The sequence below is a fragment of the Streptomyces corallincola genome (assembly GCF_019104725.1).
GTDB classification, from domain to species: Bacteria; Actinomycetota; Actinomycetes; order Streptomycetales; family Streptomycetaceae; genus Streptomyces; species Streptomyces corallincola.
In genome coordinates, this window is the sequence record NZ_JAHRXF010000065.1 from 1 (window position 1) to 23,546 (window position 23,546).

At 73.4% G+C, this 23,546-nt stretch carries 20 protein-coding genes; 10 read left to right on the forward strand and 10 right to left on the reverse strand.

The features are described from left to right. The 3 genes from KUM39_RS26430 to ssd form a co-directional block, all read right to left on the reverse strand. A partial coding sequence (locus KUM39_RS26430) for a type II secretion system F family protein (protein WP_372455825.1) occupies positions 1 to 897 on the reverse strand: 897 nt, incomplete at its 3' end. A 48-nt stretch (positions 898 to 945) separates the two neighbouring features. Further along, positions 946 to 2,142 (reverse strand): TadA family conjugal transfer-associated ATPase, encoded by a 1,197-nt coding sequence (locus KUM39_RS26435; protein WP_217788298.1) that lies wholly within the window; start codon positions 2,140 to 2,142, stop codon positions 946 to 948. 175 nt (positions 2,143 to 2,317) lie between these two features. Beyond that, entirely contained in the window at positions 2,318 to 3,424 is a 1,107-nt protein-coding gene (gene ssd / locus KUM39_RS26440) for a septum site-determining protein Ssd (RefSeq protein ID WP_217788299.1), read from the reverse strand. Between the two features lie 614 nt (positions 3,425 to 4,038). On the opposite strand from ssd, the gene KUM39_RS26445 reads away from it, so the two are divergent. Continuing rightward, entirely contained in the window at positions 4,039 to 4,872 is an 834-nt protein-coding gene (locus tag KUM39_RS26445; RefSeq protein WP_217788300.1) for an HAD family hydrolase, read from the forward strand. A gap of 407 nt (positions 4,873 to 5,279) precedes the next feature. Here the strand turns inward: KUM39_RS26445 and KUM39_RS26450 are convergent, their stop codons facing one another. Then, the gene (locus KUM39_RS26450) at positions 5,280 to 6,104 is read right to left on the reverse strand and encodes a Fic family protein (protein ID WP_217788301.1); all 825 of its coding nucleotides are present in this window, start codon (positions 6,102 to 6,104) and stop codon (positions 5,280 to 5,282) included. A gap of 101 nt (positions 6,105 to 6,205) precedes the next feature. Between KUM39_RS26450 and KUM39_RS26455 the strand changes: the two genes are divergently transcribed. Further along, entirely contained in the window at positions 6,206 to 7,186 is a 981-nt protein-coding gene (locus tag KUM39_RS26455; RefSeq protein ID WP_217788302.1) for an ATP-binding protein, read from the forward strand. A 91-nt stretch (positions 7,187 to 7,277) separates the two neighbouring features. Here KUM39_RS26455 and KUM39_RS26460 read toward each other — a convergent pair whose 3' ends face one another. Then, positions 7,278 to 8,564 (reverse strand): polysaccharide deacetylase family protein, encoded by a 1,287-nt coding sequence (locus tag KUM39_RS26460; protein ID WP_217788303.1) that lies wholly within the window; start codon positions 8,562 to 8,564, stop codon positions 7,278 to 7,280. A 336-nt stretch (positions 8,565 to 8,900) separates the two neighbouring features. Between KUM39_RS26460 and KUM39_RS26465 the strand changes: the two genes are divergently transcribed. The 6 genes from KUM39_RS26465 to KUM39_RS28455 all read left to right on the forward strand — a co-directional run bounded on the left by KUM39_RS26465 (position 8,901) and on the right by KUM39_RS28455 (position 16,774). Continuing rightward, the gene (locus tag KUM39_RS26465) at positions 8,901 to 11,231 is read left to right on the forward strand and encodes a SulP family inorganic anion transporter (protein WP_217788304.1); all 2,331 of its coding nucleotides are present in this window, start codon (positions 8,901 to 8,903) and stop codon (positions 11,229 to 11,231) included. Between the two features lie 151 nt (positions 11,232 to 11,382). After that, entirely contained in the window at positions 11,383 to 13,338 is a 1,956-nt protein-coding gene (gene acs, locus KUM39_RS26470; protein WP_217788305.1) for an acetate--CoA ligase, read from the forward strand. A 173-nt stretch (positions 13,339 to 13,511) separates the two neighbouring features. After that, complete coding sequence (gene nhaA, locus KUM39_RS26475; RefSeq protein WP_217788306.1) at positions 13,512 to 14,960, forward strand: Na+/H+ antiporter NhaA; 1,449 nt, start codon at positions 13,512 to 13,514, stop codon at positions 14,958 to 14,960. Positions 14,961 to 15,016: 56 nt separating this feature from the next. After that, positions 15,017 to 15,514 carry a phage holin family protein gene (locus KUM39_RS26480; RefSeq protein ID WP_217788307.1) on the forward strand — a complete coding sequence of 166 codons (498 nt, stop codon included), beginning with the start codon at positions 15,017 to 15,019 and terminating at the stop codon, positions 15,512 to 15,514. Next, positions 15,511 to 16,446, forward strand: coding sequence for an alpha/beta fold hydrolase (locus KUM39_RS26485; RefSeq protein ID WP_217788308.1), 936 nt, complete (start codon positions 15,511 to 15,513; stop codon positions 16,444 to 16,446). Before KUM39_RS26480 ends, KUM39_RS26485 begins: the two co-directional genes overlap by 4 nt. Before the next feature lie 148 nt (positions 16,447 to 16,594). Further along, on the forward strand, positions 16,595 to 16,774 hold the full coding sequence (locus tag KUM39_RS28455; RefSeq protein WP_246620769.1) for a hypothetical protein: 180 nt from the start codon (positions 16,595 to 16,597) through the stop codon (positions 16,772 to 16,774). 156 nt (positions 16,775 to 16,930) lie between these two features. On the opposite strand, the gene KUM39_RS26490 is transcribed toward KUM39_RS28455, so the two are convergent. Genes KUM39_RS26490 through nth form a run of 3 tightly spaced genes read right to left on the reverse strand, consistent with a single transcriptional unit; the run spans position 16,931 to position 20,081 of the window. Continuing rightward, positions 16,931 to 18,130, reverse strand: a complete 1,200-nt coding sequence (locus tag KUM39_RS26490) for a MarP family serine protease (RefSeq protein ID WP_217788309.1) — start codon at positions 18,128 to 18,130, stop codon at positions 16,931 to 16,933. Between the two features lie 12 nt (positions 18,131 to 18,142). Then, positions 18,143 to 18,961, reverse strand: a complete 819-nt coding sequence (locus KUM39_RS26495) for an NUDIX hydrolase (protein WP_246620764.1) — start codon at positions 18,959 to 18,961, stop codon at positions 18,143 to 18,145. A gap of 52 nt (positions 18,962 to 19,013) precedes the next feature. Further along, positions 19,014 to 20,081: an endonuclease III gene (gene nth, locus KUM39_RS26500; protein WP_217788310.1), complete on the reverse strand. Its 1,068-nt coding sequence runs from the start codon at positions 20,079 to 20,081 to the stop codon at positions 19,014 to 19,016. 276 nt (positions 20,082 to 20,357) lie between these two features. Here nth and KUM39_RS26505 point away from each other — a divergent pair, with 276 nt between their 5' ends. Continuing rightward, a complete protein-coding gene (locus KUM39_RS26505; protein ID WP_094218401.1) occupies positions 20,358 to 21,032 on the forward strand; it encodes a Crp/Fnr family transcriptional regulator in 675 nt (224 codons plus the stop codon). Positions 21,033 to 21,127: 95 nt separating this feature from the next. Beyond that, positions 21,128 to 21,973: a nucleotidyltransferase domain-containing protein gene (locus tag KUM39_RS26510; protein ID WP_217788311.1), complete on the forward strand. Its 846-nt coding sequence runs from the start codon at positions 21,128 to 21,130 to the stop codon at positions 21,971 to 21,973. A 103-nt stretch (positions 21,974 to 22,076) separates the two neighbouring features. Here the strand turns inward: KUM39_RS26510 and KUM39_RS26515 are convergent, their stop codons facing one another. After that, the gene (locus tag KUM39_RS26515; RefSeq protein ID WP_217788312.1) at positions 22,077 to 22,919 is read right to left on the reverse strand and encodes an MBL fold metallo-hydrolase; all 843 of its coding nucleotides are present in this window, start codon (positions 22,917 to 22,919) and stop codon (positions 22,077 to 22,079) included. Next, the coding region (locus KUM39_RS26520; RefSeq protein WP_504740071.1) for an NUDIX hydrolase at positions 22,916 to 23,546 on the reverse strand (631 nt) is incomplete at its 5' end. The genes KUM39_RS26520 and KUM39_RS26515, both read right to left, overlap by 4 nt.

The window sequence follows — 23,546 nt, forward strand, 5'->3', positions numbered from 1 at the left end:
CCCACCAGCCCCAGCCCCAGCACCCCGCACAATCCGCCGCACCCCCCACCCCCCCGCCCCCTCGCACACCGCCCCCACGACCAGGCACCCCCACCCCGCCCCGCTGTGGAACAGCACCCGCAGCGGATCGGCGCCCATCGCCGCGCCGAGCAGCAGCCCCAGTGCCGGAAGCGCCGCCAGCATCAGCGCCGTGGCCCGCGCACCCGCCAACTGGGCGCGCAGGTCGGCCCGCTGGTCCCGTTCCGCGCGGAGTGCCGACTCCAGCCGGTCGAGACCGTCGGCGAGCCCGGCGCCCCGGTCCACGGCCACCCGCCAGCAGGCGGCGAGTCCGCGCAGCCCCCCGGCGCCCGGCTGCCGTGCCGCGAGGGCCAGCGCGCCCGGTACGTCACCGCCGAACCGTGCCGCCGCGACCACCGCGGCCCGCGCCTCCCCGAGGCCGCCGGAATCCCCGGTGGCCGACAACAGCGCCTCCCCCGGCTGCCGTCCGGCCCGTACCTCCTGGGCGAGCACCCCGCACAGGCCGATCACCGCGTCGGCCCGCGCGTCCCGGTCCCGGTCGGCCTCCCGCGCCAGGCGTGCCCGGCGCAGTACCGGCACTCCGGCGGCCCCCGCGACCGCCGGGATCACCGAGGCGCCCGGCACCGCGAGCACCAACCCGGCCACCAGCGCCCACCACTCGACACCCCACCGCTCCCGAACCCACCGCACCCACTCCAGCCGCTCCAGCCCTTCCACACCGCGCCCCCAGCCGGGCGGACCGGCGGCCAACTCCCCACCCCCCGCCAGCAGAAGCCGCGCCCGCCGCACCCCGCTCCGCCGCCCACCCAGCGCCCCGAGCACCCATACGGCGCCCCCGGCACAAGCGCCCACCGCCACCACAGCCGTCACACCCCGCACACCGACCACCTCTCTCACCGCGTCCCGCACACCCCACCGCCCGACCCCTCACGCACCCCCGGCCGCATCACCCCCGGCTCCGCCCAGCAGCACCCGCAACCGCTCCCAGCCCCGCTCCGGCCGGAACGCCCGCGTCCCCCAGCGCAGCGCCGGTACGGTCCGCACCCACCCGGCACCGTCCCGCTCCAGGACATGGACCTCCGCGATCCGGCGCCGCCCGTCCCGGTCCCGTACGAGGTGCAGGACGACGGAGAGTGCGGCGGCCAACTGGCTGTGCAGGGCGGCCCGGTCGAGCCCGGCGGCCGTACCGAGTGCTTCGAGGCGGGCCGGGACGTCGGCTGCCGTGTTGGCGTGGACGGTCCCGCAGCCGCCCTCGTGGCCGGTGTTCAGCGCGGCTAGCAGATGCACCACCTCGGGGCCCCGGACCTCCCCGACGACCAGCCGGTCGGGCCGCATGCGCAGCGCCTGCCTGACGAGGTCCTCCAGGGTGACCAGACCGGCGCCCTCCTGGTTGGCGGGCCGGGTCTCCAGCCGTACGACGTGCGGGTGTTCGGGGCGCAATTCGGCGGAGTCCTCGGCCAGGACGATGCGTTCGCCGGGGCCGACGAGACCGAGCAGGGCACTCAGGAGGGTTGTCTTGCCCGAGCCAGTTCCGCCGCTGATCAGGAAGGACAGCCGGGCCGACAGCAGGGCCCGCAGGAACAGGTCGCCGCCCGGCGGGACCGTACCGGCCCGCACCAGCTCGTCCAGGGTGAACGCCTTGGGGCGCACCACTCGTAGCGACAGACAGGTGCAGCCGACGGCCACCGGGGGCAGCACGGCGTGCAGCCGGGTCCCGTCGGGCAGCCGGGCGTCGGCCCAGGGCCGCGCGTCGTCCAGCCTGCGCCCGGCGACGGCGGCGAGCCGCTGCGCGAGGCGCCGTACGGCCGCCGCGTCCGGGAAGGTCACCGAGGTCGGTTCGAGCCCGCCGCCCCGGTCCACCCACACCCGGTCCGGGGCGGAGACCAGCACGTCGGTGACGCTCGGGTCCGCGAGCAGAGGTTCCAGCGGGCCGGTGCCGACCAGTTCGGACCGCAACCGCTCGGCCGTTCCCAGCACTTCGGCGTCCCCGAGCACCCGCCCCTGTTCGCGCAGCGCCTGGGCCACCCGTGCCGGTGTGGGCTCGGCCCCGCTCTCCGCGAGCCGGCGGCGCACCCCGTCCAGCAGAGCGGCACCGTCGGGCCGGACCGGTCCGGGGCGGCTCACCGCACACCCCCCGCCCCGGCGGGCAGGCACTCCCGAGAGCCGCCCGGCAGCGCGACGCCTCCCGGCCGGACCGTCCCCGCGCCCCGCACCGCACGCCCGCCGTCCCGGCGAGGGCGCACTCCCGGAAACCCGCCGAACAGCGCCGTACCACCGGGCCCAGCCACCCGCGCGCCCCTCATCGCGCACCCCCCGACTCCACCAGCGCCTGCTCCCAGAACCCCGCGCAGAAGCGGGACAGCGGGCCGCGTCCGGAGGCGGCGGGGGCCTTGGGGGTGCCGCGCGGGCGCAGCAGGCCCGGTTCGACCGGGACCTCACCGGCGAGCGGCAGGCGGAGCAGCCGCGCCACCTCGCGTTCGTCCAGGCCCGGTGCGTAGGGCCCCCGTACGGCCACCCGCAGGTCGCGGACGACCATGCCCACGACCGAGGCGACGCGACCGGCCGCCGCGACGGCGCGCAGGTCGCCGGTGACGACGAGGACGGCCAGGTCGAGCTGGGCGAGGACTTCCGCGACGCCCTCGTCCAGGCGGCGCGGGAGATCCACGACGACCGCGCCACCGCGCCGCCGGGCGGCGGCGAGCACCGCCCGTACGGCCTGGGGCGGGACCGCGACGCAGTCGCCCCGGTCCCAGCTCAGGACCCGCAGCGCGTGCAGCCGGGGCAGGGACTCCTCCAGGGCGCCGCCGCCGACCCGGCCGCGCGAGGCGGCGAAGGCGGGCCAGCGCAGCCCCTCGGTGCTCTCGCCGCCGAGGAGGACGTCGAGTCCGCCGCCGAGCGGGTCGGCGTCCACGAGCAGGGTGCGGGTGCCGTGCCGGGCGGCGGTGACGGCGAGGGCGCAGGCCAGGGTGGATGCCCCTGCTCCGCCCCGGCCGCCGATGACGCCCACGGTGAGGGCGGGGCGGCCGACGCCCTCGACCACGTCCGCGATGCGATCGACCAGCCACTGTTCGCCGTCGGGCAGCATCAGGACGTGGTCGGCGCCGATCCGTACGGCTCTCTGCCACACCTCGGGGTCGTCCTGGTCCCGGCCGACCAGCACCACTCCGCGCCGCCGCGCCGCGCCCCGTACCCGGTGGGCGGCGTCGTCGCCGACCAGGACGAGCGGTGCGGCCTCCCAGCCGCCGCCCTGGTCGGGCAGCCGGGGCCGGACCTCGGGTGTGGCGCCCGCGGCGGCGCACAGGCGCAGCAGGTCGTCGAGGAGTACGGCGTCCTCGGTCAGGATGAGCGGCCGTCCGGGCCGTCCGTTCGCGGCGGACTGCGGCTCCTGGGCCACGGTTCCGGTCATCGGTGATTCCCCCTTCGGTGCGTGCTGCGGCGAGGGCCGGTGCCCGGTCCCCGCCGGGCGGCGCACGACGCCGTACGGCGGCCGACGGGTATCGGCCATTCGGCGCTCCGGCAATCCGAACCGGCCGTGAACTCACCGGGTCCGGAGCGCATGGGAATCACTGTGCGGCGAACCGGGAAATCGTGTTGATCTTGGTGAAAAACCGGGGAGAACTAGCCGGTTGTGAATATCGCCGTCACCCGATCCGGTGACCCTCGCGGCGCCCTGTGCACGAACTCCCCCGATGCCGTTGAACGTGTTCCGCGATGCCGTGCGCGAGTTCCCGGATGTCGCGCCGCGATTACCGAGAGTAATGGAACATGGGCATGACGAAGCGGGGCCCGACGCGGCGCGGCGTCGGGCCCTGAGGTTGTTGAGGGACGGAGAAAACGCGTCCGGACATGCGACGACCCCCGCCGGGGGGGAGAGCGGGGGTCGTCTCCACGGCCGACTCGGGGGGGGAGGAGTCGGGCCGGGTTAGCACGGTCGCGAACGATCCGTGACTTTCATGGTGTACCCGAGAGGCTTCTCAGGCAAACCCACACGCCACACCTTACGCCGAATGGTGGGCGCCTATGCTCGGGGGCGTGGAAAACCACTCCTTGCCCCGCGCCGCGGCCTTCTTCGACCTGGACAAGACGGTCATTGCGAAGTCGAGCACGCTCACCTTCAGCAAGTCCTTCTACCAGGGCGGCCTGATCAACCGAAGGGCCGTACTGCGCACCGCGTACGCCCAGTTCGTGTTCCTCGCCGGGGGCCTGGACCACGACCAGATGGAGCGGATGCGCGAGTACCTCTCGTCGCTGTGCCGCGGCTGGAACGTACGGCAGGTGAGGGAGATCGTCGCGGAGACCCTGCACGACCTGATCGACCCGATCATCTACGACGAGGCGGCCTCGCTCATCGAGTGGCACCACACGGCCGGGCGGGACGTGGTGATCGTGTCCACCTCGGGCGCCGAGGTGGTCGAGCCGATCGGTGAACTGCTGGGCGCGGACCGGGTGGTGGCCACCCGGATGGTGGTGGGCGAGGACGGCTGCTTCACCGGCGAGGTGGCGTACTACGCGTACGGCCCGACCAAGGCGGAGGCGGTCCGCGAGCTGGCCGCGTCCGAGGGGTACGACCTCGACCGCTGCTACGCCTACAGCGACTCGGCGACCGACCTGCCGATGCTCAGGGCGGTCGGCCACCCGCACGCCGTCAACCCCGACCGCACCCTGCGCCGCGAGGCGGTCGCGCGCGGCTGGCCGGTGCTGGAGTTCCGCCGTCCGGTCCCGCTGAAGAAGCGCCTCCCCCGGTTCGGCGTACCGCCGCGTCCGGCGCTGGTCGCCGTCGCGGCCGTCGGAGCGGCGGCGGCCACCGCCGGTCTGGTCTGGTACGCCGGGCGCCGCAGGTCCGCCCCGGCCTGAGCCCGCCCACGCCGGATCGGCGCGACGGCCCGCCGCACCGGCCCGTCGTGGCGATCCAGCTCCGCCCGGTTTCGATCGATTCACACCGAAAAATAAAGAAAGTCCGGGCCAGGGGTTCCCCCGGTCGGCGGTGTGCAGTACAAAAGAAGCAACGGCCCGCGTGACCAGGGACATCCGAGAGGATCACCTACCCGTACGCACGTGGTCCCACGGACCGGGCATGGACACCGGGCACCCACGCGACGGTGACCCGTCGATTACGGGCCTACCCACCAGGCATCGGGCAGAGTTCCCGGCCTGATGGGCCACACATCACGGACGCCTGGTAACCCGGCGGTCATGCTTAGCGGCGGTACGACCAGTCGTACCGCCGCACTCATTCGTCCGGACGCCGCCCGTCCTCGGTGTCAGGCGGCGCCGCGCTGGAGCGCCTCGCAGACCGCCGTCGATTCCCGCACGCCCAGCTCGACGGCCCGGCCGCAGTGCGCGATCCAGCCCGCCATACCCGCCGGGGTCCCGGAGACGTAGCCGTCGAGCGCGGCCAGATACTCGGCGCGGCCCAGTTCGGCGTGGCCCGCCTCCGCCGGGCAGACCGCCTTGGGGTCGAGGCCGCTGCCGATCAGCACGATCCGCTCGGCCGCCCGCGCTACCAGGCCGTTGTACGAGGTGAAGGGGCGCAGGGCGAGGAGTTCGCCGTGCACCACGGCGGCCGTGACCAGCGCGGGCGCGGCCGTGCCCCGGATGACCAGGTCCGCCAGGCCCTCCAGCCGCCCGGCCACCTCCTTCGCGCCGGGCAGCGGCAGTTCGACCAGCGGTTCGTCGGCGCTCTCGCCCTCCAGCCGGGGGCGGCCCACCGCGTCGCCCCGGTCGGCGGCGGCCACCAGATGCAGCCGGGCCAGCACCCGCAGCGGCGACTGCCGCCAGACGGACAGCAGTTGGCCCGCCTCCGCGGTCAGCCGGAGCGCGGCGCCCATGACGCGCGCCTCGCCGTCCACACCGAAGTCCGTGCGCCTGCGCACCTCCTCCAGCGCCCAGTCGGCGCCGGACAGGGCCGCCGAGCCGCGCGCGCCGCGCAGCGCGGCCTCGGAGGTGATCTCGTTGCTGCGTCGGCGCATGACCCGGTGGCCGTAGACGCGGTCCACGGCCTTGCGGACGGATTCCACGGACTCCGCGACACCGGGCAGTGAGCCCAGCGCCGCGAGCGGATCTGCGCTCGCACCTGTCGTACTCATGAGTACGACCCTACGCACCCCGCCGCGCGACCCCCACGAAGGAGTGGTCTTCTTCACCGTTCCTGACACATAGAGCTATCGACTGACTACCCTTGGTGAACATGAAAATTGCTTTCGTCGGGAAGGGCGGCAGCGGCAAGACGACGCTCTCCTCCCTCTTCATCCGCCATCTCGCCGCGGCGGGCGCGCCCGTGGTGGCCGTGGACGCGGACATCAACCAGCATCTCGGCCCCGCGCTGGGCCTGACCGAGGCCGAGGCGGCGGCGCTGCCCGCGCTCGGCGAGCGGCTGCCGCTCATCAAGGACTACCTGCGGGGCACCAACCCGCGCATCGCCTCCGCCGAGACGATGATCAAGACGACCCCGCCCGGCGAGGGCTCCCGGCTGGTCCGGGTGCGCGAGCCGAACCCGGTCTACGACGCCTGCGCGCGTCCGGTGGAACTCGACGGCGGCGCCGTTCGTCTGATGGTCACCGGCTCCTTCAGCGACGCCGACCTCGGAGTGGCGTGCTACCACTCCAAGACCGGCGCCGTGGAACTGCTCCTCAACCACCTCGTGGACGGCCCCGACGAGTACGTGGTGGTGGACATGACCGCGGGGTCGGACTCGTTCGCCTCCGGCATGTTCACCCGCTTCGACATGACGTTCCTCGTCGCGGAGCCGACCCGCAAGGGGGTCTCCGTCTACCGGCAGTACAAGGAGTACGCCAGCGACTACGGCGTCGCCCTGAAGGTCGTCGGCAACAAGGTGCAGGGGCAGGACGACATCGACTTCCTGCGCGCGGAGGTCGGGGACGACCTGCTGGTGACGGTCGGACACTCGGACTGGGTGCGCGCGATGGAGAAGGGACGGCCGCCCCGGTTCGGGCTGCTGGGCGAGTCCGACGCGCAGGCGCTGTGCGCGCTCCGGGAGGCCGCCGACGCCACCTACCGTCGGCGCGACTGGCAGCGGTACACCCGCCAGATGGTCCACTTCCATCTGAAGAACGCCGCGTCCTGGGGCAACGAACGCACCGGTGCCGACCTGGCCGCGCAGGTGGACCCCGGTTTCGTGCTGAGCGAGAGCGTGACCGCGCCCGCCTGACCCGGCGCCCGCCCGGTCCCGTGACGGCCGGGCCGTGCGCCGGACGTTCTCCGTCCGGCGCCGGGCCCGGCCGCGGCGGTGTGCGCCGGGGCTACTGCTTCCCGGCGGCCGTGGCCGGGGCCCCCGGTACGCCCTTGGGCGCCGGGGCGGGCTTGCCGGAGAGGTACGACGCCCAGCCCTGCCGGGGCGCCTCGCCGACCTCCAGACCGCGCAGCTTGGCGAGGGTCGCCGGGTCCTGGGCGTCGAGCCAGTCGGCGAGCTGGTGGAAGGAGACGCAGCGCACCTCGGGCTTGGTGCAGGTCTGCTTGATGACCTCGTCCAGGGCGCGCATGTAGGTGCCGCCGTTCCAGGACTCGAAGTGGTTGCCGATGACCAGGGGCGCGCGGTTGCCGTCGTAGGCCCGGTAGAAGCCCTTGAGCAGGCCGTCGCGCATCTGGTCGCCCCAGTAGTCGAACTTGTCGGGGTCGCCCTGGGTCTGGGTGCCGGACTGGTTGACCATGAAGTTGTAGTCCATCGTCAGCTGCTCGTAGGTGTGGCCGGGGAAGGGCACCAGCTGCATGGACAGGTCCCAGAGCTTGCCCCTCTTCTGGGGCCAGAGCTGGTGCACGACGCCGCTGGAGTCGTAGCGGAAGCCGAGGTCGGAGGCGGCCTTGACGAAGTTCTTCCGGCCTTCCAGGCAGGGGGTGCGGGCGCCGATCAGCTCCTTGTCGTAGTCGAAGGGGAGCGGGGCGGTGCCGGTCATGCCGGTGTTGGTCCGCCAGGACTTCACGAAGCCCTTGGCCTGGTTGATCTCGCTCTTCCACTCGTCCACCGACCAGGTGTCGGCGCCGCCCTGGGGGCCGCAGAAGTGCCCGTTGAAGTGGGTGCCGATCTCGTTGCCCTCCAGCCAGGCCAGGCGGACCTGCTTGAGGGTGTCGGAGATGCCCTGCCGGTCGTTGAAGCCGATCTCGGAGCTGCCCGGCGTGTGCTGCGGCGGCCGGTAGAGGTCGCGCTTCTCCTCGGGCAGCATGTACACGCCGCTGAGGAAGTACGTCATGGTCGCGTTGTTCTCCTTGGCGACCTTGCGGAAGTGGGAGAACAGCTTCTGGCTGTCCTCGCCCGCGCCGTCCCAGGAGAACACCACGAACTGCGGGGGCTTCTGGCCGGGCTTCAGCTTCTCCGGGACGGGCAGGTGGGGCTGGGAGCCGGTGTAGGCGGTGGAGCCGTCACCGATCAGGCGCAGGACGCTGTTCGGTGCCGGGGCGGCGGGCGCGGCCTTCTGCGGGCCGGGCGCACCCTGCTGCTTCCCGGCGGGGGTGCCGCCCCCGCAGCCGGCGAGCGAGGCGGTGCAGGCCGCGGCGACCACGGCAGAGACGGCGAACTTTCGGGTGGCGGCCATGTTCCGCCCACCTTCTTCCTTCTCTCGGGCGAAGCCTGGTGAGGGCGTCTCCCGGCGGTGCGCCGGAATCGCCCCGGTGGCGCCGTCAAGGTCGCACGAGACCCGGAATGAATTAGTACGACAAGCCGATGAAATGCCCGCATCACTCACCGGAGTGATTGAGTGCCCCATTTGCCCGGGAAAGGTATGCGCGGCCTTTACTCTGCATTACCTTTCATTTACCAAACGTTGATCTCATCCCGCCGCCGCACGCCGTGACCCCACGGCCGCGCCGGTGCCCCGGCCCCGCCGGGGACCCACCCCCACGCGACCGCGCCACCCGGAGGAGACGGGACCATGTCAGCCAGCGCACCCACCCGCACCCCGCACACCCACGACCCCCACAGCCCGCCGCCCGCCCGGCGCCGCCGCCTGCTTCCGGCCGGTGCCGACGTGTCGGCCTCCATCGCGGTCTTCCTGATCGCCCTCCCGCTCTCCCTCGGCATCGCGCTGGCCACCGGCGCCCCGCTCCAGGCCGGACTGGTCGCCGCCGCCGTCGGCGGGATCGTCGCCGGACGGCTCGGCGGCTGCCCGCTCCAGGTCAGCGGCCCCGCCGCCGGACTCACCGTGGTCACCGCCGAGTTGATCCACCGCTACGGCTGGCGGGCCACCTGCGGCATCACCGTCCTCGCCGGACTCGCCCAGCTCGGGCTCGGCTGTCTGCGGGTCGCGCGGGGCGCGCTCGCGGTGAGCCCGGCCGTGGTGCACGGCATGCTCGCCGGGATCGGCGTCACCATCGCCGTCGCCCAGTTGCACATCGTGCTCGGCGGCACCCCGGACAGCTCCGTGCTCGCCAACCTGCGTGCGCTGCCGCACCAGTTGGCGCATCTGCACCCGGCCGCCGTGTCGATGAGCGTGCTGACCCTGACCCTGCTGCTGGCCTGGCCCCGGCTGCCCGGCCGGGCCGGACGGCTGCTGCGCACGGTGCCCGCCGCGCTGGTCGCCGTCGCCGGGGCCACCGTGACCGCCACGCTCGCGGGGCTCACCCTGCCCCGGGTGGACCTGCCGTCCTGGAGCAGCCACGCGCTGGCCGGGCTGCCCGAGGGACCGGTGCTCGGCGTGGTCGCCGCCGTGCTGACCACCACCCTGGTGTGCAGCGTGCAGTCGCTGCTCGGCGCGGTCGCCGTGGACAAGCTGACCGCCGCCCGCACCGGCGCGCAGGCGCGGGTCGCCCGCTCGAACCTCGACCGCGAACTCCTCGGCCAGGGCGCCGCCAACATCGTCTCCGGGGCGCTCGGCGGACTGCCCGTCGCGGGCGTGGCCGTACGCAGCACCGCGAACGTCAACGCGGGCGCGGTGAGCCGGAACTCCGCGATGCTGCACGGCGTCCTGGTGGTGGCCGCCGCGCTGCTGATGGTGCCGCTGCTGGAGCACATCCCGCTGGCCTCGCTCGCCGCGCTGGTGATGGCCGTCGGCATCCAGATGGTCTCGCTGAACCACATCCGCACGGTCACCCGGCACCGCGAGGTCGCGGTGTACGCGGCGACGACGCTCGGCGTGGTGTTCATCGGCGTGCTGGAGGGTGTGGCCATCGGGGTCGCCGTCGCCGTCGCCCTGGCGCTGAACCGGCTCGCCCACACCCGCGTCAGCCACACCGAGGAGGCGGGGGTCCACCACATCCACGTACGCGGCCAGCTGACGTTCCTCGCGGTGCCCCGGCTCAGCCGGGCGCTGCATCTGGTGCCGCCCGGCACGCACGCCGTGGTGGAGCTGGAGGGCTCGTTCATGGACCACGCGGCGTACGAGTCGCTCCAGGACTGGCGGAACGCGCACACCGCGCGCGGCGGCACGGTCGAGATGCCGTCCCGGCGCGGCGGCGTACGGGCCGGTGAAGCGGCCGGGGCCGCGGGGACGACGGGCTGCCGGTGTCGGCCGTGGACACCGTGGACCAACCACCAGGCGTGTGTCACCGATTCCCCGGCCGCCCCGGCGGCGCACGAACTGGCGCGCGGCATCACCTCGTTCCAGCGGAACACCGCTCCCCTGGTCCGGGACGAGCTGGCCCGGCTGGCGCGGGAGGGGCAGCGGCCCTCGCAGCTCTTCCTCACCTGCGCGGACTCCCGGCTGGTCACGTCGATGATCACGGCCAGCGGTCCCGGTGACCTGTTCGTCGTGCGCAACGTCGGCAATCTGGTCCCGCCGCCGGGCGAGGAGCACGGGGACGACTCGGTGGCCGCCGCCATCGAGTACGCGGTGGAGGTGCTGGGGGTGCGCTCCATCACGGTGTGCGGGCACTCCGGGTGCGGGGCGATGCAGGCGCTGCTGGCCTCGGGGCCGGAGGAGCGGGCGACCCCGCTGCGGCGCTGGCTGCGGCACGGCGTGCCGAGCCTCGGCCGGATGACGGACGGCGGGCGGGAGCGGCCCCGGCTGGCCGCGCGGGACTCCGCCGACGCCACCGAACAGCTGTGCCTGACCAACGTGGTGCAGCAGCTCGACCACCTGCGGGCGCACGCGCCGGTCGCGCGGGCGCTGGAGGCGGGGACGCTCGAACTGCACGGGATGTACTTCCACGTCGGCGAGGCGCAGTCGTATCTGCTGGACGCCTCCGGCGGCCCCGCCGGTGCGCCGGTGTTCCGGGGCGTGGCGGAGAGCACCCGGGCGGCGGCGGAGGTGGGCAGTCCGGTCTGACCGGCCGGTCCGGGGGGCCAGGTGTGAACGGGTGTACGGGCCACGGCAGACAGGTCTAAACCAATTGGGCCGCCGGCTCTTGTCATCGGACCCCCGCGTCTGATGAGCTGTGGCCTGGGACACAACGGACACCCTGGGAAAGGGAGATGTCGTGAGTAACGAAAGCCTGGCCAACCTCCTCAAGGAGGAGCGACGCTTCGCGCCGCCGGCGGACCTGGCCGCGCACGCCAATGTCACGGCGGAGGCGTACGAGCAGGCCAAGGCTGACCGGCTCGGCTTCTGGGCCGAGCAGGCCCGGCGGCTCAGCTGGGCCAAGGAGCCGTCGGAGACGCTGGACTGGTCGAACCCGCCGTTCGCCAAGTGGTTCGCGGACGGTGAGCTGAACGTCGCGTACAACTGCGTGGACCGGCATGTGGAGGCGGGCAACGGCGACCGGGTCGCCATCCACTTCGAGGGCGAGCCCGGCGACAGCCGCGCGATCACCTACGCGGAGCTGAAGGACGAGGTCTCCCGGGCCGCCAACGCCCTGCTGGAGCTGGGCGTGCGCAAGGGCGACCGGGTCGCCATCTACATGCCGATGATCCCGGAGACGGCCGTCGCCATGCTGGCCGCGGCCCGGATCGGCGCCGCCCACTCGGTGGTCTTCGGCGGCTTCTCCGCCGACGCGCTCGCCACCCGCATCCAGGACGCGGACGCCAAGGTCGTCATCACCTCCGACGGCGGCTACCGGCGCGGCAAGCCGTCCGCGCTGAAGCCCGCCGTGGACGAGGCGGTCCGCAAGGCGTCCGGCGTCGAACACGTGCTGGTGGTGCGCCGTACCGGCCAGGACGTGGCGTGGGACGCCGAACGGGACGTGTGGTGGCACGAACTGGTGGAGCGCCAGTCCGCCGAGCACACCCCGGAGGCGTTCGGCGCCGAGCACCCGCTGTTCATCCTCTACACCTCCGGCACCACGGGGAAGCCGAAGGGCATCCTGCACACCTCCGGCGGCTATCTCACCCAGGCGTCGTACACCCACTGGGCGGTGTTCGACCTCAAGCCGGAGACGGACGTCTACTGGTGCACGGCGGACGTCGGCTGGGTCACCGGGCACTCGTACATCGTGTACGGCCCGCTGGCCAACGGCGCGACGCAGGTGATGTACGAGGGCACCCCGGACACCCCGCACCAGGGCCGGTTCTGGGAGATCGTGCAGAAGTACGGCGTCACGATCCTGTACACGGCGCCCACCGCGATCCGTACGTTCATGAAGTGGGGCGACGACATCCCCGCGCGGCACGACCTGTCGTCGCTGCGGGTGCTCGGTTCGGTGGGCGAGCCGATCAACCCGGAGGCGTGGGTCTGGTACCGCAAGCACATCGGCGGTGACCGCACCCCGGTCGTGGACACCTGGTGGCAGACCGAGACCGGCGCGATGATGATCTCGCCGCTGCCCGGGGTCACCGAGACCAAGCCGGGTTCCGCGCAGCGCCCGCTGCCCGGCATCGCGGCGACCGTGGTGGACGACGAGGCCAACGAGGTGCCCAACGGCGGCGGTGGCTATCTGGTGCTCACCGAGCCGTGGCCGTCGATGCTGCGCACCATCTGGGGCGACGACCAGCGGTTCCTCGACACCTACTGGTCGCGTTTCGAGGGCAGGTACTTCGCGGGCGACGGTGCGAAGAAGGACGACGACGGCGACATCTGGCTGCTCGGCCGGGTGGACGACGTGATGCTGGTCTCCGGCCACAACATCTCGACGACCGAGGTGGAGTCGGCGCTGGTCTCGCACCCGGCGGTCGCGGAGGCGGCCGTGGTGGGCGCCACCGACGAGACGACCGGACAGGCCATCGTCGCCTTCGTCATCCTGCGCGGCACCGCCTCGGAGGACGAGAAGCTGGTCGCCGCCCTGCGCGACCACGTCGGCGCCACGCTCGGCCCGATCGCCAAGCCCCAGCGGGTCCTGCCGGTCGCGGAGCTGCCCAAGACCCGCTCCGGCAAGATCATGCGGCGGCTGCTGCGGGACGTCGCGGAGAACCGTCAGCTCGGTGACGTCACCACGCTGACCGACTCCACGGTCATGGACCTCATCCAGTCCAAGCTCCCGGCGGCGTCGAGCGAGGACTGACCGGCCCGGCGGACCGGCGCCGGGAGGGCGCGCGCAGCGCGGATGCTCCACCCCCTCCCGGCCCGGTAGCCTGGGCAGCAGTTGTCTCAGGTGTGCCGGGAAGTCTGGTCGGCGGCGCCGCCCGCGACCCCGCGGACGGCGGCTTTTCGCCGTACCCACCGGAGGCCACCGCCGTGACCACACCCCGCACCCCCGGCTCCCGCCCCGTCCGCAAGGTCCTCGCCCGGCTGCCGCTGCCCGAGCGGGCCGCCGTACTGGACGCGCTGCGCACCGAGACCGTGGGCGGGGTGCTGCTTCTGCTGGCCGCCGTCGCCGCGCTGGTGTGGGCCAACGTCCCGGCGCTGAAGCACGGTTACGCGGCGGTCGGTGACGCCCACTTCGGGCCGGGCGCCCTCGGGCTGCACCTCTCGGTGGCCCACTGGGCGGCCGACGGCCTGCTCGCGGTGTTCTTCTTCGTCGCCGGGGTCGAGCTGAAGCGCGAACTGGTCGCCGGAGAGCTGCGCGACCGCCGGGCCGCCGCACTGCCCGTGGTGGCCGCGCTGTGCGGGATGGCGGTCCCCGCTCTCGTCTACACCCTCACCAACCTCGCGGGCGGCGGCTCGCTCGGCGGCTGGGCGGTGCCGACCGCCACGGACATCGCGTTCGCCCTGGCCGTACTCGCGGTCATCGGGACCTCACTGCCCGGTGCGCTGCGCGCGTTCCTGCTGACGCTGGCCGTGGTGGACGACCTGTTCGCCATCCTGGTCATCGCCGTGTTCTTCACCGGCCGCATCGACTTCGCCGCGCTCGGCGGCGCCGTCCTCGGTCTCGCCGTCTTCTGGCTGCTGCTGCGGCTCGGGGTGCGCGGCTGGTACGTGTACGTGCCGCTGGCGCTGGTGATCTGGGCGCTGATGCTGAACAGCGGGGTGCACGCCACCATCGCGGGCGTGGCGATGGGTCTGATGCTGCGCTGCACCACCCGGACGGGCGAGTCGTGCTCGCCCGGCGAACGCGTCGCGCACCTGGTACGACCGCTGTCGGCGGGCCTCGCCGTGCCGCTGTTCGCCCTGTTCAGCGCGGGTGTCCCGGTGGACGCAGGGGCGCTGGCGCAGGTGTTCACGCGGCCCGAGACGCTGGGCGTGGTGCTGGCGCTGGTGCTGGGCAAGACGATCGGCGTGTTCGGGGGGACCTGGCTCACGGCGCGCTTCACGCGGGCCTCGCTGAGCCCGGAGCTGGCCTGGGCGGACGTGTTCGCGGTGGCCGTGCTCGCCGGGATCGGCTTCACGGTGTCGCTGCTGCTGGGCGAGCTGGCCTTCACCGGCGACCCGGTGCTGACCGGCGAGGTGAAGGCCGCCGTCCTCACCGGATCGCTGATCGCGGCGGTCTGTGCCACGGTGCTGTTGAAGGTACGCAACGCCCGTTACCGGCGGCTCTCCGAGGACGAGGAGCGCGACGAGGACCAGGACGGCATCCCCGACGTCTACGAGCAGGACAACCCGGCCCACCACCTGCGCATGGCCGAACTGCTGGAGCGGAGAGCCGCCGGGCACCGCGCCACCGCGGCCCGGCTGGAGGCCGCCGCCTCGCCACAAGCGTCACAAGGGACGGGCGGGGCAGGCGAGGAAGACGGTCGTCCGGCATGATCTGACGAGACGGTACAAAACAAGACGGCACGAAGAGACTTCAGAGGGAGAACGCGATGAGCGCACCCGACGGCAGCCCGGTCGGCGCCGAACGCAGCATCGGCCAGTTGTTCGCCTCGGCGACGACCGAGATGTCGGCGCTGGTGCACGACGAGATCGCGCTGGCCAAGGCCCAGCTCAAGCAGGACGTGAAGCGCGGTGCGGTGGGCGGCGGCGCCTTCACCGTGGCGGGTGTGCTGCTGGTGTTCTCCCTGCCGATGCTCAACTTCGCGCTGGCGTACGGCATCCGCACCTGGAGCGGCTGGAACATGGCCATCTGCTTCGTGCTGTCGTTCGCCGCGAACGTGCTGCTGGCCGGGCTGCTCGGGCTGATCGGCCTGGTATTCGCCAAGAAGGCCAAGCAGGGCAAGGGCCCGCAGAAGACGGCGGCCTCCTTCAAGGAGACCGCGGGCGTCCTGCAGAACGCCAAGCCGCACCCGCGCCCGGAGCACCCGGCGCTGCCGTACGACCGCGGGCACCAGGCCATCGAGGCTGTGGCACGCTCGTCCTCATGACGGAGCCAGCCGCCGCGTCGGCCGTGAGACTCGACCTGCCCACCGGGGAGAAGGTCACGCACCGGGACGTCGCCGCCAACGGCGCGCGCTTCCACATCGCCGAACTCGGTGACGGACCCCTGGTGCTCCTGCTGCACGGCTTCCCGCAGTTCTGGTGGACCTGGCGCCACCAGATGCCCGCGCTCGCCGCCGCCGGGTACCGGGCGGTGGCGATGGACCTGCGCGGGGTCGGCGGCAGCGACCGCACCCCGCGCGGCTACGACCCCGCCAACCTCGCCCTGGACGTCACCGGGGTGATCCGCTCGCTCGGTGAGCCGGACGCCGCGCTGGTCGGCCACGACCTCGGCGGCTACCTGGCGTGGACGGCGGCGGCGATGCGCCCCAAGCTGGTCCGGCGGCTCGCCGTGGTGTCCATGCCGCACCCGAGGCGCTGGCGCTCCGCGATGCTGCGGGACGCCCGGCAGAGCGCCGCCGGGTCCTACATCTGGGGGTTCCAGCGGCCGTGGCTGCCCGAGCGGCGGCTCACCGCCGACGACGGGGCACTGGTCGGGCGGCTGATCCGGGACTGGTCCGGGCCCCGGCTGCCGGAGGACGCGGACGTGGCGGCGTACCGGCGCGCGATGTGCGTGCCGTCCACCGCGCACTGCTCGATCGAGCCGTACCGCTGGCTGGTGCGGTCGCTGGCCCGGCCGGACGGCATCCAGTTCAACCGGCGGATGAAGCGCCCGGTGCGGGTGCCGACGCTGCATCTGCACGGCTCGCTCGACCCGGTGATGCGCACGCGCAGCGCGGCCGGGTCCGGGGAGTACGTCGAAGCGCCGTACCGCTGGCGGCTGTTCGACGGTCTGGGGCACTTCCCGCACGAGGAGGACCCGGTCGCGTTCTCCGCCGAGCTGATCAACTGGCTGAAGGATTCCGAGCCCGACCGGTGACCCGGCCGTGACCGGACGGAGGCGGCCGGACGCGTGGAGTATCCGGTTCGGGAACACTTGTCCGTCGAACAGCCACATGCCCGGCGCATAGGCCGATTGAGGGCCCCGTGCGAGGTTATGGACCTTGGGGCTGGGGCAGACGAGGGACATGGGCTGGACGCACGACTACAGTGACGCACCCCGAAACCGCCGCCCGGCCGCCGTGCCGGGCTCCACGGAACGCGGCGCTCCGCAGTTCGCGGAGACGGATCTGAGGGTGGGGATTCCGCGTATCCTCCGCCGCCGGGCCCGCTGGGTCTCGGTACGGCTGCGCCATCCGCGCAGCTGAGCACGGCGCCGTACGCACGGCGCGCATTCCGACCCGTCCCTCCAGGGCACGGCACCCCCGTACACGTACGGGAGCGTCCGTGCCCTTTCTCCGTGTGCGGCCGGGCTCAGCTGCGGACGGCGCCCTCCGCGGACGCGAACCCGCGCCCCGCGCCGTCTACAGCGCGCAGTTGTCCGTGCCCACCTGCTGGTTGGCGGTACGCCCACGGCTGACGTCCTGTCGGATCTCGTCGGCGGTGAGGGCGTAGCCGGTGTCGGCGTCGTCGCGGGAGCGGGCGAACACCACGCCGTAGACGCGGCCCTCGGGGGTGAGCAGCGGGCCGCCGGAGTTGCCCTGCCGGACGGTGGCGTAGAGGGAGTAGACGTCGCGGGTGACGGTGCCCCGGCCGTAGATGTCCTGGCCGTTGGCGCTGATGCGCCCGCGCACGCGGGCCGCGCGCACGTCGTACGAGCCGTTCTCCGGGAACCCGGCGACAATCGCGCCGTCCCCGCCGTCCGCGTCGCGGGTGGCGAAGCGCAGCGGGGTGGCCCTGAGGTCCGGCACGTCCAGGACGGCGATGTCCCGCTTCCAGTCGTAGAGGACGACGCGGGCCGGGTACTTGCGGCCCTCGCCGCCGAGTTGGACGGAGGGTTCGTCCACGCCGCCGACCACGTGGGCGTTGGTCATGACCCGGCGGTCGGCGAAGACGAACCCGCTGCCCTCCAGGACCTTGCCGCAACTCTGCGCGGTGCCGGTGACCTTGACGATGGAGCGCTGGGCGCGCGGGGCGACGGACCCGGCGGCCAGCTTGGGGTCGGGCGGCTCGACGTTCTTGATGGGCTCGTCGGAGAACGGGCTGAAGACCTGCGGGAACCCGTTCTGCGCGAGGACGGAGGTGAAGTCCTTGAACCAGGTGTCCGCCTCGGCGGGCAGCGAGTCCGACACCCCGATGAGCACCTTGGAGCTGCGGACCTCCCTGCCGAGCGTGGGCAGGGTGGTCTGGGCGAGCGCGGACCCGATCAGCCAGGCGACCAGCAGCATCGCCACGACGTTCACCAGGGCGCCGCCGGTGGCGTCCAGGGCGCGCGCCGGGGACCAGGTGATGTGGCGGCGCAGCTTGTTGCCGAGGTGGGTGGTCAGGGCCTGGCCGATGGAGGCGCAGACGATGACGACGACCACGGCGACGACGGCCGCCGTGCTGCCGATCCTCGCGCCGTCGGTCACCGCGTCCCAGACGACCGGCAGCGCGTACACGGCGACCAGGCCGCCGCCGAGGAACCCGATCACCGACAGGACGCCGACGACGAAGCCCTGGCGGTAGCCCACGACGGCGAACCACACGGCCGCGGCCAGCAACAGGATGTCCAGCACGTTCACGGACACACCCTGTCATGACCTCCAGTCGAGGGGGACCTGCTTCCGTCGGTCCCACGGACGCTCCCACCCGGCGAAGTGCAGCAGCCGGTCGATCACCCCGGCCGTGAAGCCCCACACGAGGGTCGATTCGACCTGGAATGCCGGACCGCGGAAGCCGCTGGGGTGCACGGTGGTGGCGCGGTGGGCGGGGTCCGTGAGATCCGCCACGGGCACGGTGAAGACGCGGGCGGTCTCGGCGGGATCGACCACACCGACCGGGGTGGGCTCGCGCCACCAGCCGAGCACGGGGGTGACGACGAAGTGGCTGACCGGGATGTACAGCGCGGGCAGCACACCGAACAACTGCACGCCCGCCGGGTCGAGGCCGGTCTCCTCCTCGGCCTCGCGCAGCGCGGCGCGCAACGGCCCGTCACCCGCCGGGTCGCCGTCCTCCGGGTCGAGCGCGCCACCGGGGAACGAGGGCTGCCCCGCGTGCGAACGCAGCGACCCGGCCCGCTCCATGAGGAGCAGTTCGGGACCGCGCTCGCCCTCGCCGAAGAGGATGAGCACGGCGGACTGCCGCCCCGAGCCGTTCTCCGGCGGCAGGAACCGGCTGAGCTGGAGCGGCTCGACGGTCTTCGCGGCCCGTACGACGGGGTCGAGCCAGCCGGGCAGGCCGTCCTCGCGGAGGGCGACGGGGGGCAGGGGCCTTCGCGGCGGGGTGGCCTCGCGGCTCCCGCGCCCGGGCCCGCTCCCACCGGTGCCGTTCGCGTGGCCGGTGCCCGGTCCCGCCCCGCCCTCGCCGTCGTGTGCGGGTCCGTCCTGTGCCCGCCGGTCGCGTGTGTACGTCATCGCCGCCCCCGTTCTGCCGTGTCCAACGTCCGAGGGTCACGAGATCGTTCCGTCATCCGGCCCCCAGCGGCGGGGCGGGCCGACCGCCCGCGTCGAGGTACGCCTGCGGCGGGTCGAGCCGCTGGCCGGGGAAGCCGCCCTTCTCGTACTTCAGGAGTTTGGCCGCCTTCTCCGGGTCGGTCTCGCCCTCGCCGTACGCCGGGCAGAGCGGGGCGATGGGGCAGGCTCCGCAGGCGGGCTTGCGGGCGTGGCAGATACGGCGGCCGTGCCAGATGACGTGGTGCGAGAGGTCGGTCCAGTCGCTCTTGGGGAACAGCGCGCCGATGGCGGCCTCGATCTTGTCGGGGTCGGTCTCGGCGGTCCACTTCCAGCGCCGCACCAGCCGCTGGAAGTGCGTGTCCACGGTGATGCCGGGGCGTCCGAACGCGCTGCCGAGCACCACGAACGCGGTCTTGCGCCCTACGCCGGGCAGCTTGACGAGGTCTTCCAGGCGGCCCGGCACCTCGCCGCCGAAGTCCTCCACCAGTGCCTTCGACAGCCCTATGACCGACCGGGTCTTGGCGCGGAAGAAGCCGCAGGGGCGCAGGATCTCCTCGACCTCCTTCGGGTTCGCCCCGGCCAGGTCCTCGGGTGTCGGGTACTTCGCGAACAGCGCCGGAGTCGTCTGATTGACCCGCAGATCCGTGGTCTGTGCGGACAGCACGGTGGCGACGACCAGTTGGAAGGGGTTGACGAAGTCCAGCTCGGGGTGGGCGTAGGGGTAGACCTCGGCCAGCTCCCGGTTGATACGGCGCGCGCGGCGGACGAGAGCGGTACGGGACCCGTCGGAGGGGGGCGCGGGGGCGGGGGCCGCCTTGGCGGCGGCTGCGGACTTCTTCGCGGCCACGGTCTTCTTCGCGGCTGCGGACTTCTTGGCGGGCGCCGTCTTCCTCACAGCTGCGGTCTTCTCCGTAGCTGCCGTCTTCTCCACAGCTGCCGTCTTCTTCGCGGCCGGGGCCCTCTTCGCGGCTGTGGTCTTCCTCGCGGCAGCTGTCGTCGTCGCGGACGCAGGCTCCGCAGTCGCACCCTTTTTAGGCGATTTGCCTGTTTTATTACTACCGCCCGAGCCCTGTTCGCCCACAGCGGAATCCCGACGTACAACCACCCGCTAAGCCCCCTTGGCCTGCGTTCTCACCGGCGTTTTGGACACCCGGCCAGCCTAGAGGCTGCCTCTGACATGTGCCCCGGAGCGGCGGGATCAGCCCCCGATTGGCCCCCTGCCGCTTACCTCTGGAGCACGGTGCGGCATCCTTGTGACAGATCACACTGTTCGGACCGCCCGGCAAAGCGGGGAACACGGTCCCCCGGCACACCGGGGGAACAAGGTCCCCCGAGCAGGTCAACAAGGAGAGAACTCGTGGACGACGTTCTGCGGCGCAACCCGCTCTTCGCGGCGCTCGACGACGAGCAGGCCGCCGAGCTGCGCGCCTCCATGAGTGAGGTGACCCTCGCACGCGGCGACTCGCTGTTCCACGAGGGCGACCCCGGTGACCGGCTGTACGTCGTCACCGAGGGCAAGGTCAAGCTTCACCGCACGTCCCCCGACGGCCGCGAGAACATGCTCGCCGTCGTCGGCCCCAGCGAACTGATCGGCGAACTGTCGCTGTTCGACCCCGGCCCCCGTACGGCCACCGCCACCGCGCTGACCGAGGTCAAGCTGCTCGGTCTCGGCCACGGCGACCTCCAGCCCTGGCTGAACGTCCGCCCGGAGGTGGCCGGCGCCCTGCTGCGCGCCGTCGCCCGGCGGCTGCGCAAGACCAACGACGCCATGTCGGACCTCGTCTTCTCCGACGTGCCCGGCCGGGTGGCGCGCGCGCTGCTCGACCTCTCGCGCCGGTTCGGCGTGCAGTCGGAGGAGGGCATCCATGTCGTCCACGACCTCACGCAGGAGGAGCTGGCCCAGCTCGTCGGCGCCTCCCGCGAGACCGTGAACAAGGCGCTGGCCGACTTCGCGCAGCGCGGCTGGCTCCGCCTGGAGGCCCGCGCGGTGATCCTGCTCGACGTGGAGCGTCTGGCGAAGCGCTCGCGCTGAAGCGGCGTCCCGCCCGGCGGGAGAACGCCCGCTTCTGCGGCCATCGGCATTCAAACCACTGTGCCCCGGAGTGATCTCCGGGGCACAGTGGCGTGATGACCGCCCCACAACCGCCCCCCACGCCCCCCGCGCCCCCACCCGCCCACGGCCTCACCGCCGACGGGTACTTCGTCCGCGAGGGCGCCCTCACCCGCGTCGCCCCCGCCTTCCACCCGGTCCTGGACGCCGTACGGCGACGGCTGCCCGCGGCCTTCGGGGACCGCCTGCACAGCGCCTACCTCTACGGCTCGATCCCGCGCGGCACCGCCCGGCCGGGCCGCAGCGACCTGGACGTGCTGATCGTCCTGCGCGACGAGCCCGACGACACCGACCGCGCGGCCACCCGCGCCCTCGGCACCGCCCTGGACACCGAGTTCGCCGCCATCGACGGCACCGGCGCCCTGCTGTACGGAGTGGACCGCCTGCTCAGCCCCGCCGAGCGGGAGGACATGGGCTGGTTCCTGGCCTGCCTGTGCACCCCGCTGCTCGGCGACGACCTCGCCGCCCGCCTCCCCCGCTACCGGGCCACCTCACGGCTCGCCCGCGAGACCAACGGCGACCTGGCCGCGCTGCTCCCGCGCTGGCGTGAGCGGATCTCCGGGGCCGGGGACACGGAGGAGGCGCTGCGTCCGCTGGTCCGCTTCATGTCCCGGCACCTGGTCCGCACCGGCTTCACCCTGGTCATGCCCCGCTGGCAGGGCTGGACCAGCGACCTGGGCGAGATGGCCGCCGTCTTCGGCGCGTACTACCCCGAGCGCGCCGCCGACCTCCTGCGCGCCGCCCGCCTCGGCCGCGAGCCGGTGGGAGACGCGGCGCTGCTGCGGTCGTACACGGAGGATCTGGGTCCGTGGCTGGCGGCTGAGTACGCCCGCGTGCACGGCGTGAAGGGGGCGCGGGAGTAGCCCCGCGGAGGGCGCGCGGGAGGGGTCGCGCTACGTCCCGTAGCGCGCCGTAGCCCTCGCACGCCCCGCAGTGCGCGCCCCGCTCCCCCGCCGAAACGTCACTTCACAGCTCGTCCTGGATGAGCCCGTGCTCCCGCAGGTACTCCAGCTGCGCGCGCACCGACAGCTCGGCGGCGGGCCGGAGGGAGGGGTCCACGTCGGCGTAGACGTGGGCGACGACCTCGGCCGGGGTGCGGTGGCCGTTCTCCACGGCGGTCTCCACCTGGGCGAGCCGGTGGGCGCGGTGGGCGAGGTAGAACTCGACGGCGCCCTGGGCGTCCTCCAGGACGGGCCCGTGGCCCGGCAGGACCGTGTGCACACCGTCGTCCACGGTCAGCGAGCGCAGACGGCGCAGGGTGTCCAGGTAGTCCCCGAGGCGGCCGTCGGGGTGCGCCACGACGGTGGTGCCCCGGCCCAGGATGGTGTCACCGGTGAGGACGGCACGGTCGGCCGGGAGGTGGAAGCTCAGCGAGTCGGCGGTGTGGCCGGGCGTCGGCACGACCCGCAGCTCCAGCCCGCCGACGGTGACGACGTCCCCGGCGGCCAGCCCCTCGTCCCCGAGCCGCAGCGCCGGGTCCAGCGCGCGGACCCGCGTCCCGGTCAGCTCCGCGAACCGGGCGGCGCCCTCGGCATGGTCGGGGTGCCCGTGCGTGAGCAGCGTCAGCGCGACCCGCCGCCCCGCCCGCCCGGCGGTGTCGATCACGGCCCGCAGATGGGCGTCGTCCAGCGGACCGGGGTCGATGACGACGGCCAGGTCGGAGCCCGGTTCCGCGAGGATCCAGGTGTTGGTGCCGTCCAGCGTCATCGCGGAGGCGTTGGGCGCCAGCACGTTCACGGCCCGCTCGGTCGCGCGGCCGGAGAGCGCGCCGCCGCGCGGCTGGCCGGGGAGGGCGGCTGCGTCGGTCATACGGGGGCTCCGGGGGAGGGCGGAGGGGCGGAGACGTCACCGGGGACCACGGCCGGGGGCGCGGGGGCCGCCGGGACCCGCTTGGTGAACTCCTCGTGTCCCGGCCAGGACAGCACGACCTCCCCGTCCACCAGCCGGGCCGTCGCCAGCACCGGCGTCAGCTCCCGCTCCGGGGCGGCGGCGAAGGCTTCGGCGGCCGTGCCGTACGGCAGGAGGCGGCGGAGGGTGGCGATGGTCGGGGGCATCATCAGAAGATCACCCCGGTCGTATCCGGCGGCGGCGTCCTCGGGGCGGACCCAGAGGGTGCGGTCGGCCTCGGTGGAGGCGTTGCGGGTGCGCTGGCCCACGGGAAGCGCGGCCAGGAAGAACCACGTGTCGTAGCGGCGGGACTCGAACTCCGGGGTGATCCAGCGGGACCAGGGGGCGAGCAGATCGGAGCGCAGGACCAGACCGCGCCGGTCCAAGAACTCCGCGAAGGACAGCTCACGCGCGACCAGTGCGGCGCGGTCCGCCTCCCAGTCGTCGCCGGTGGTGTCCCCGACGACCGAGTCCTCGCCGGGCCCGGCGAGCAGCACGCCCGCCTCCTCGTACGTCTCCCGGACCGCCGCGCAGACGATCGCCTGCGCG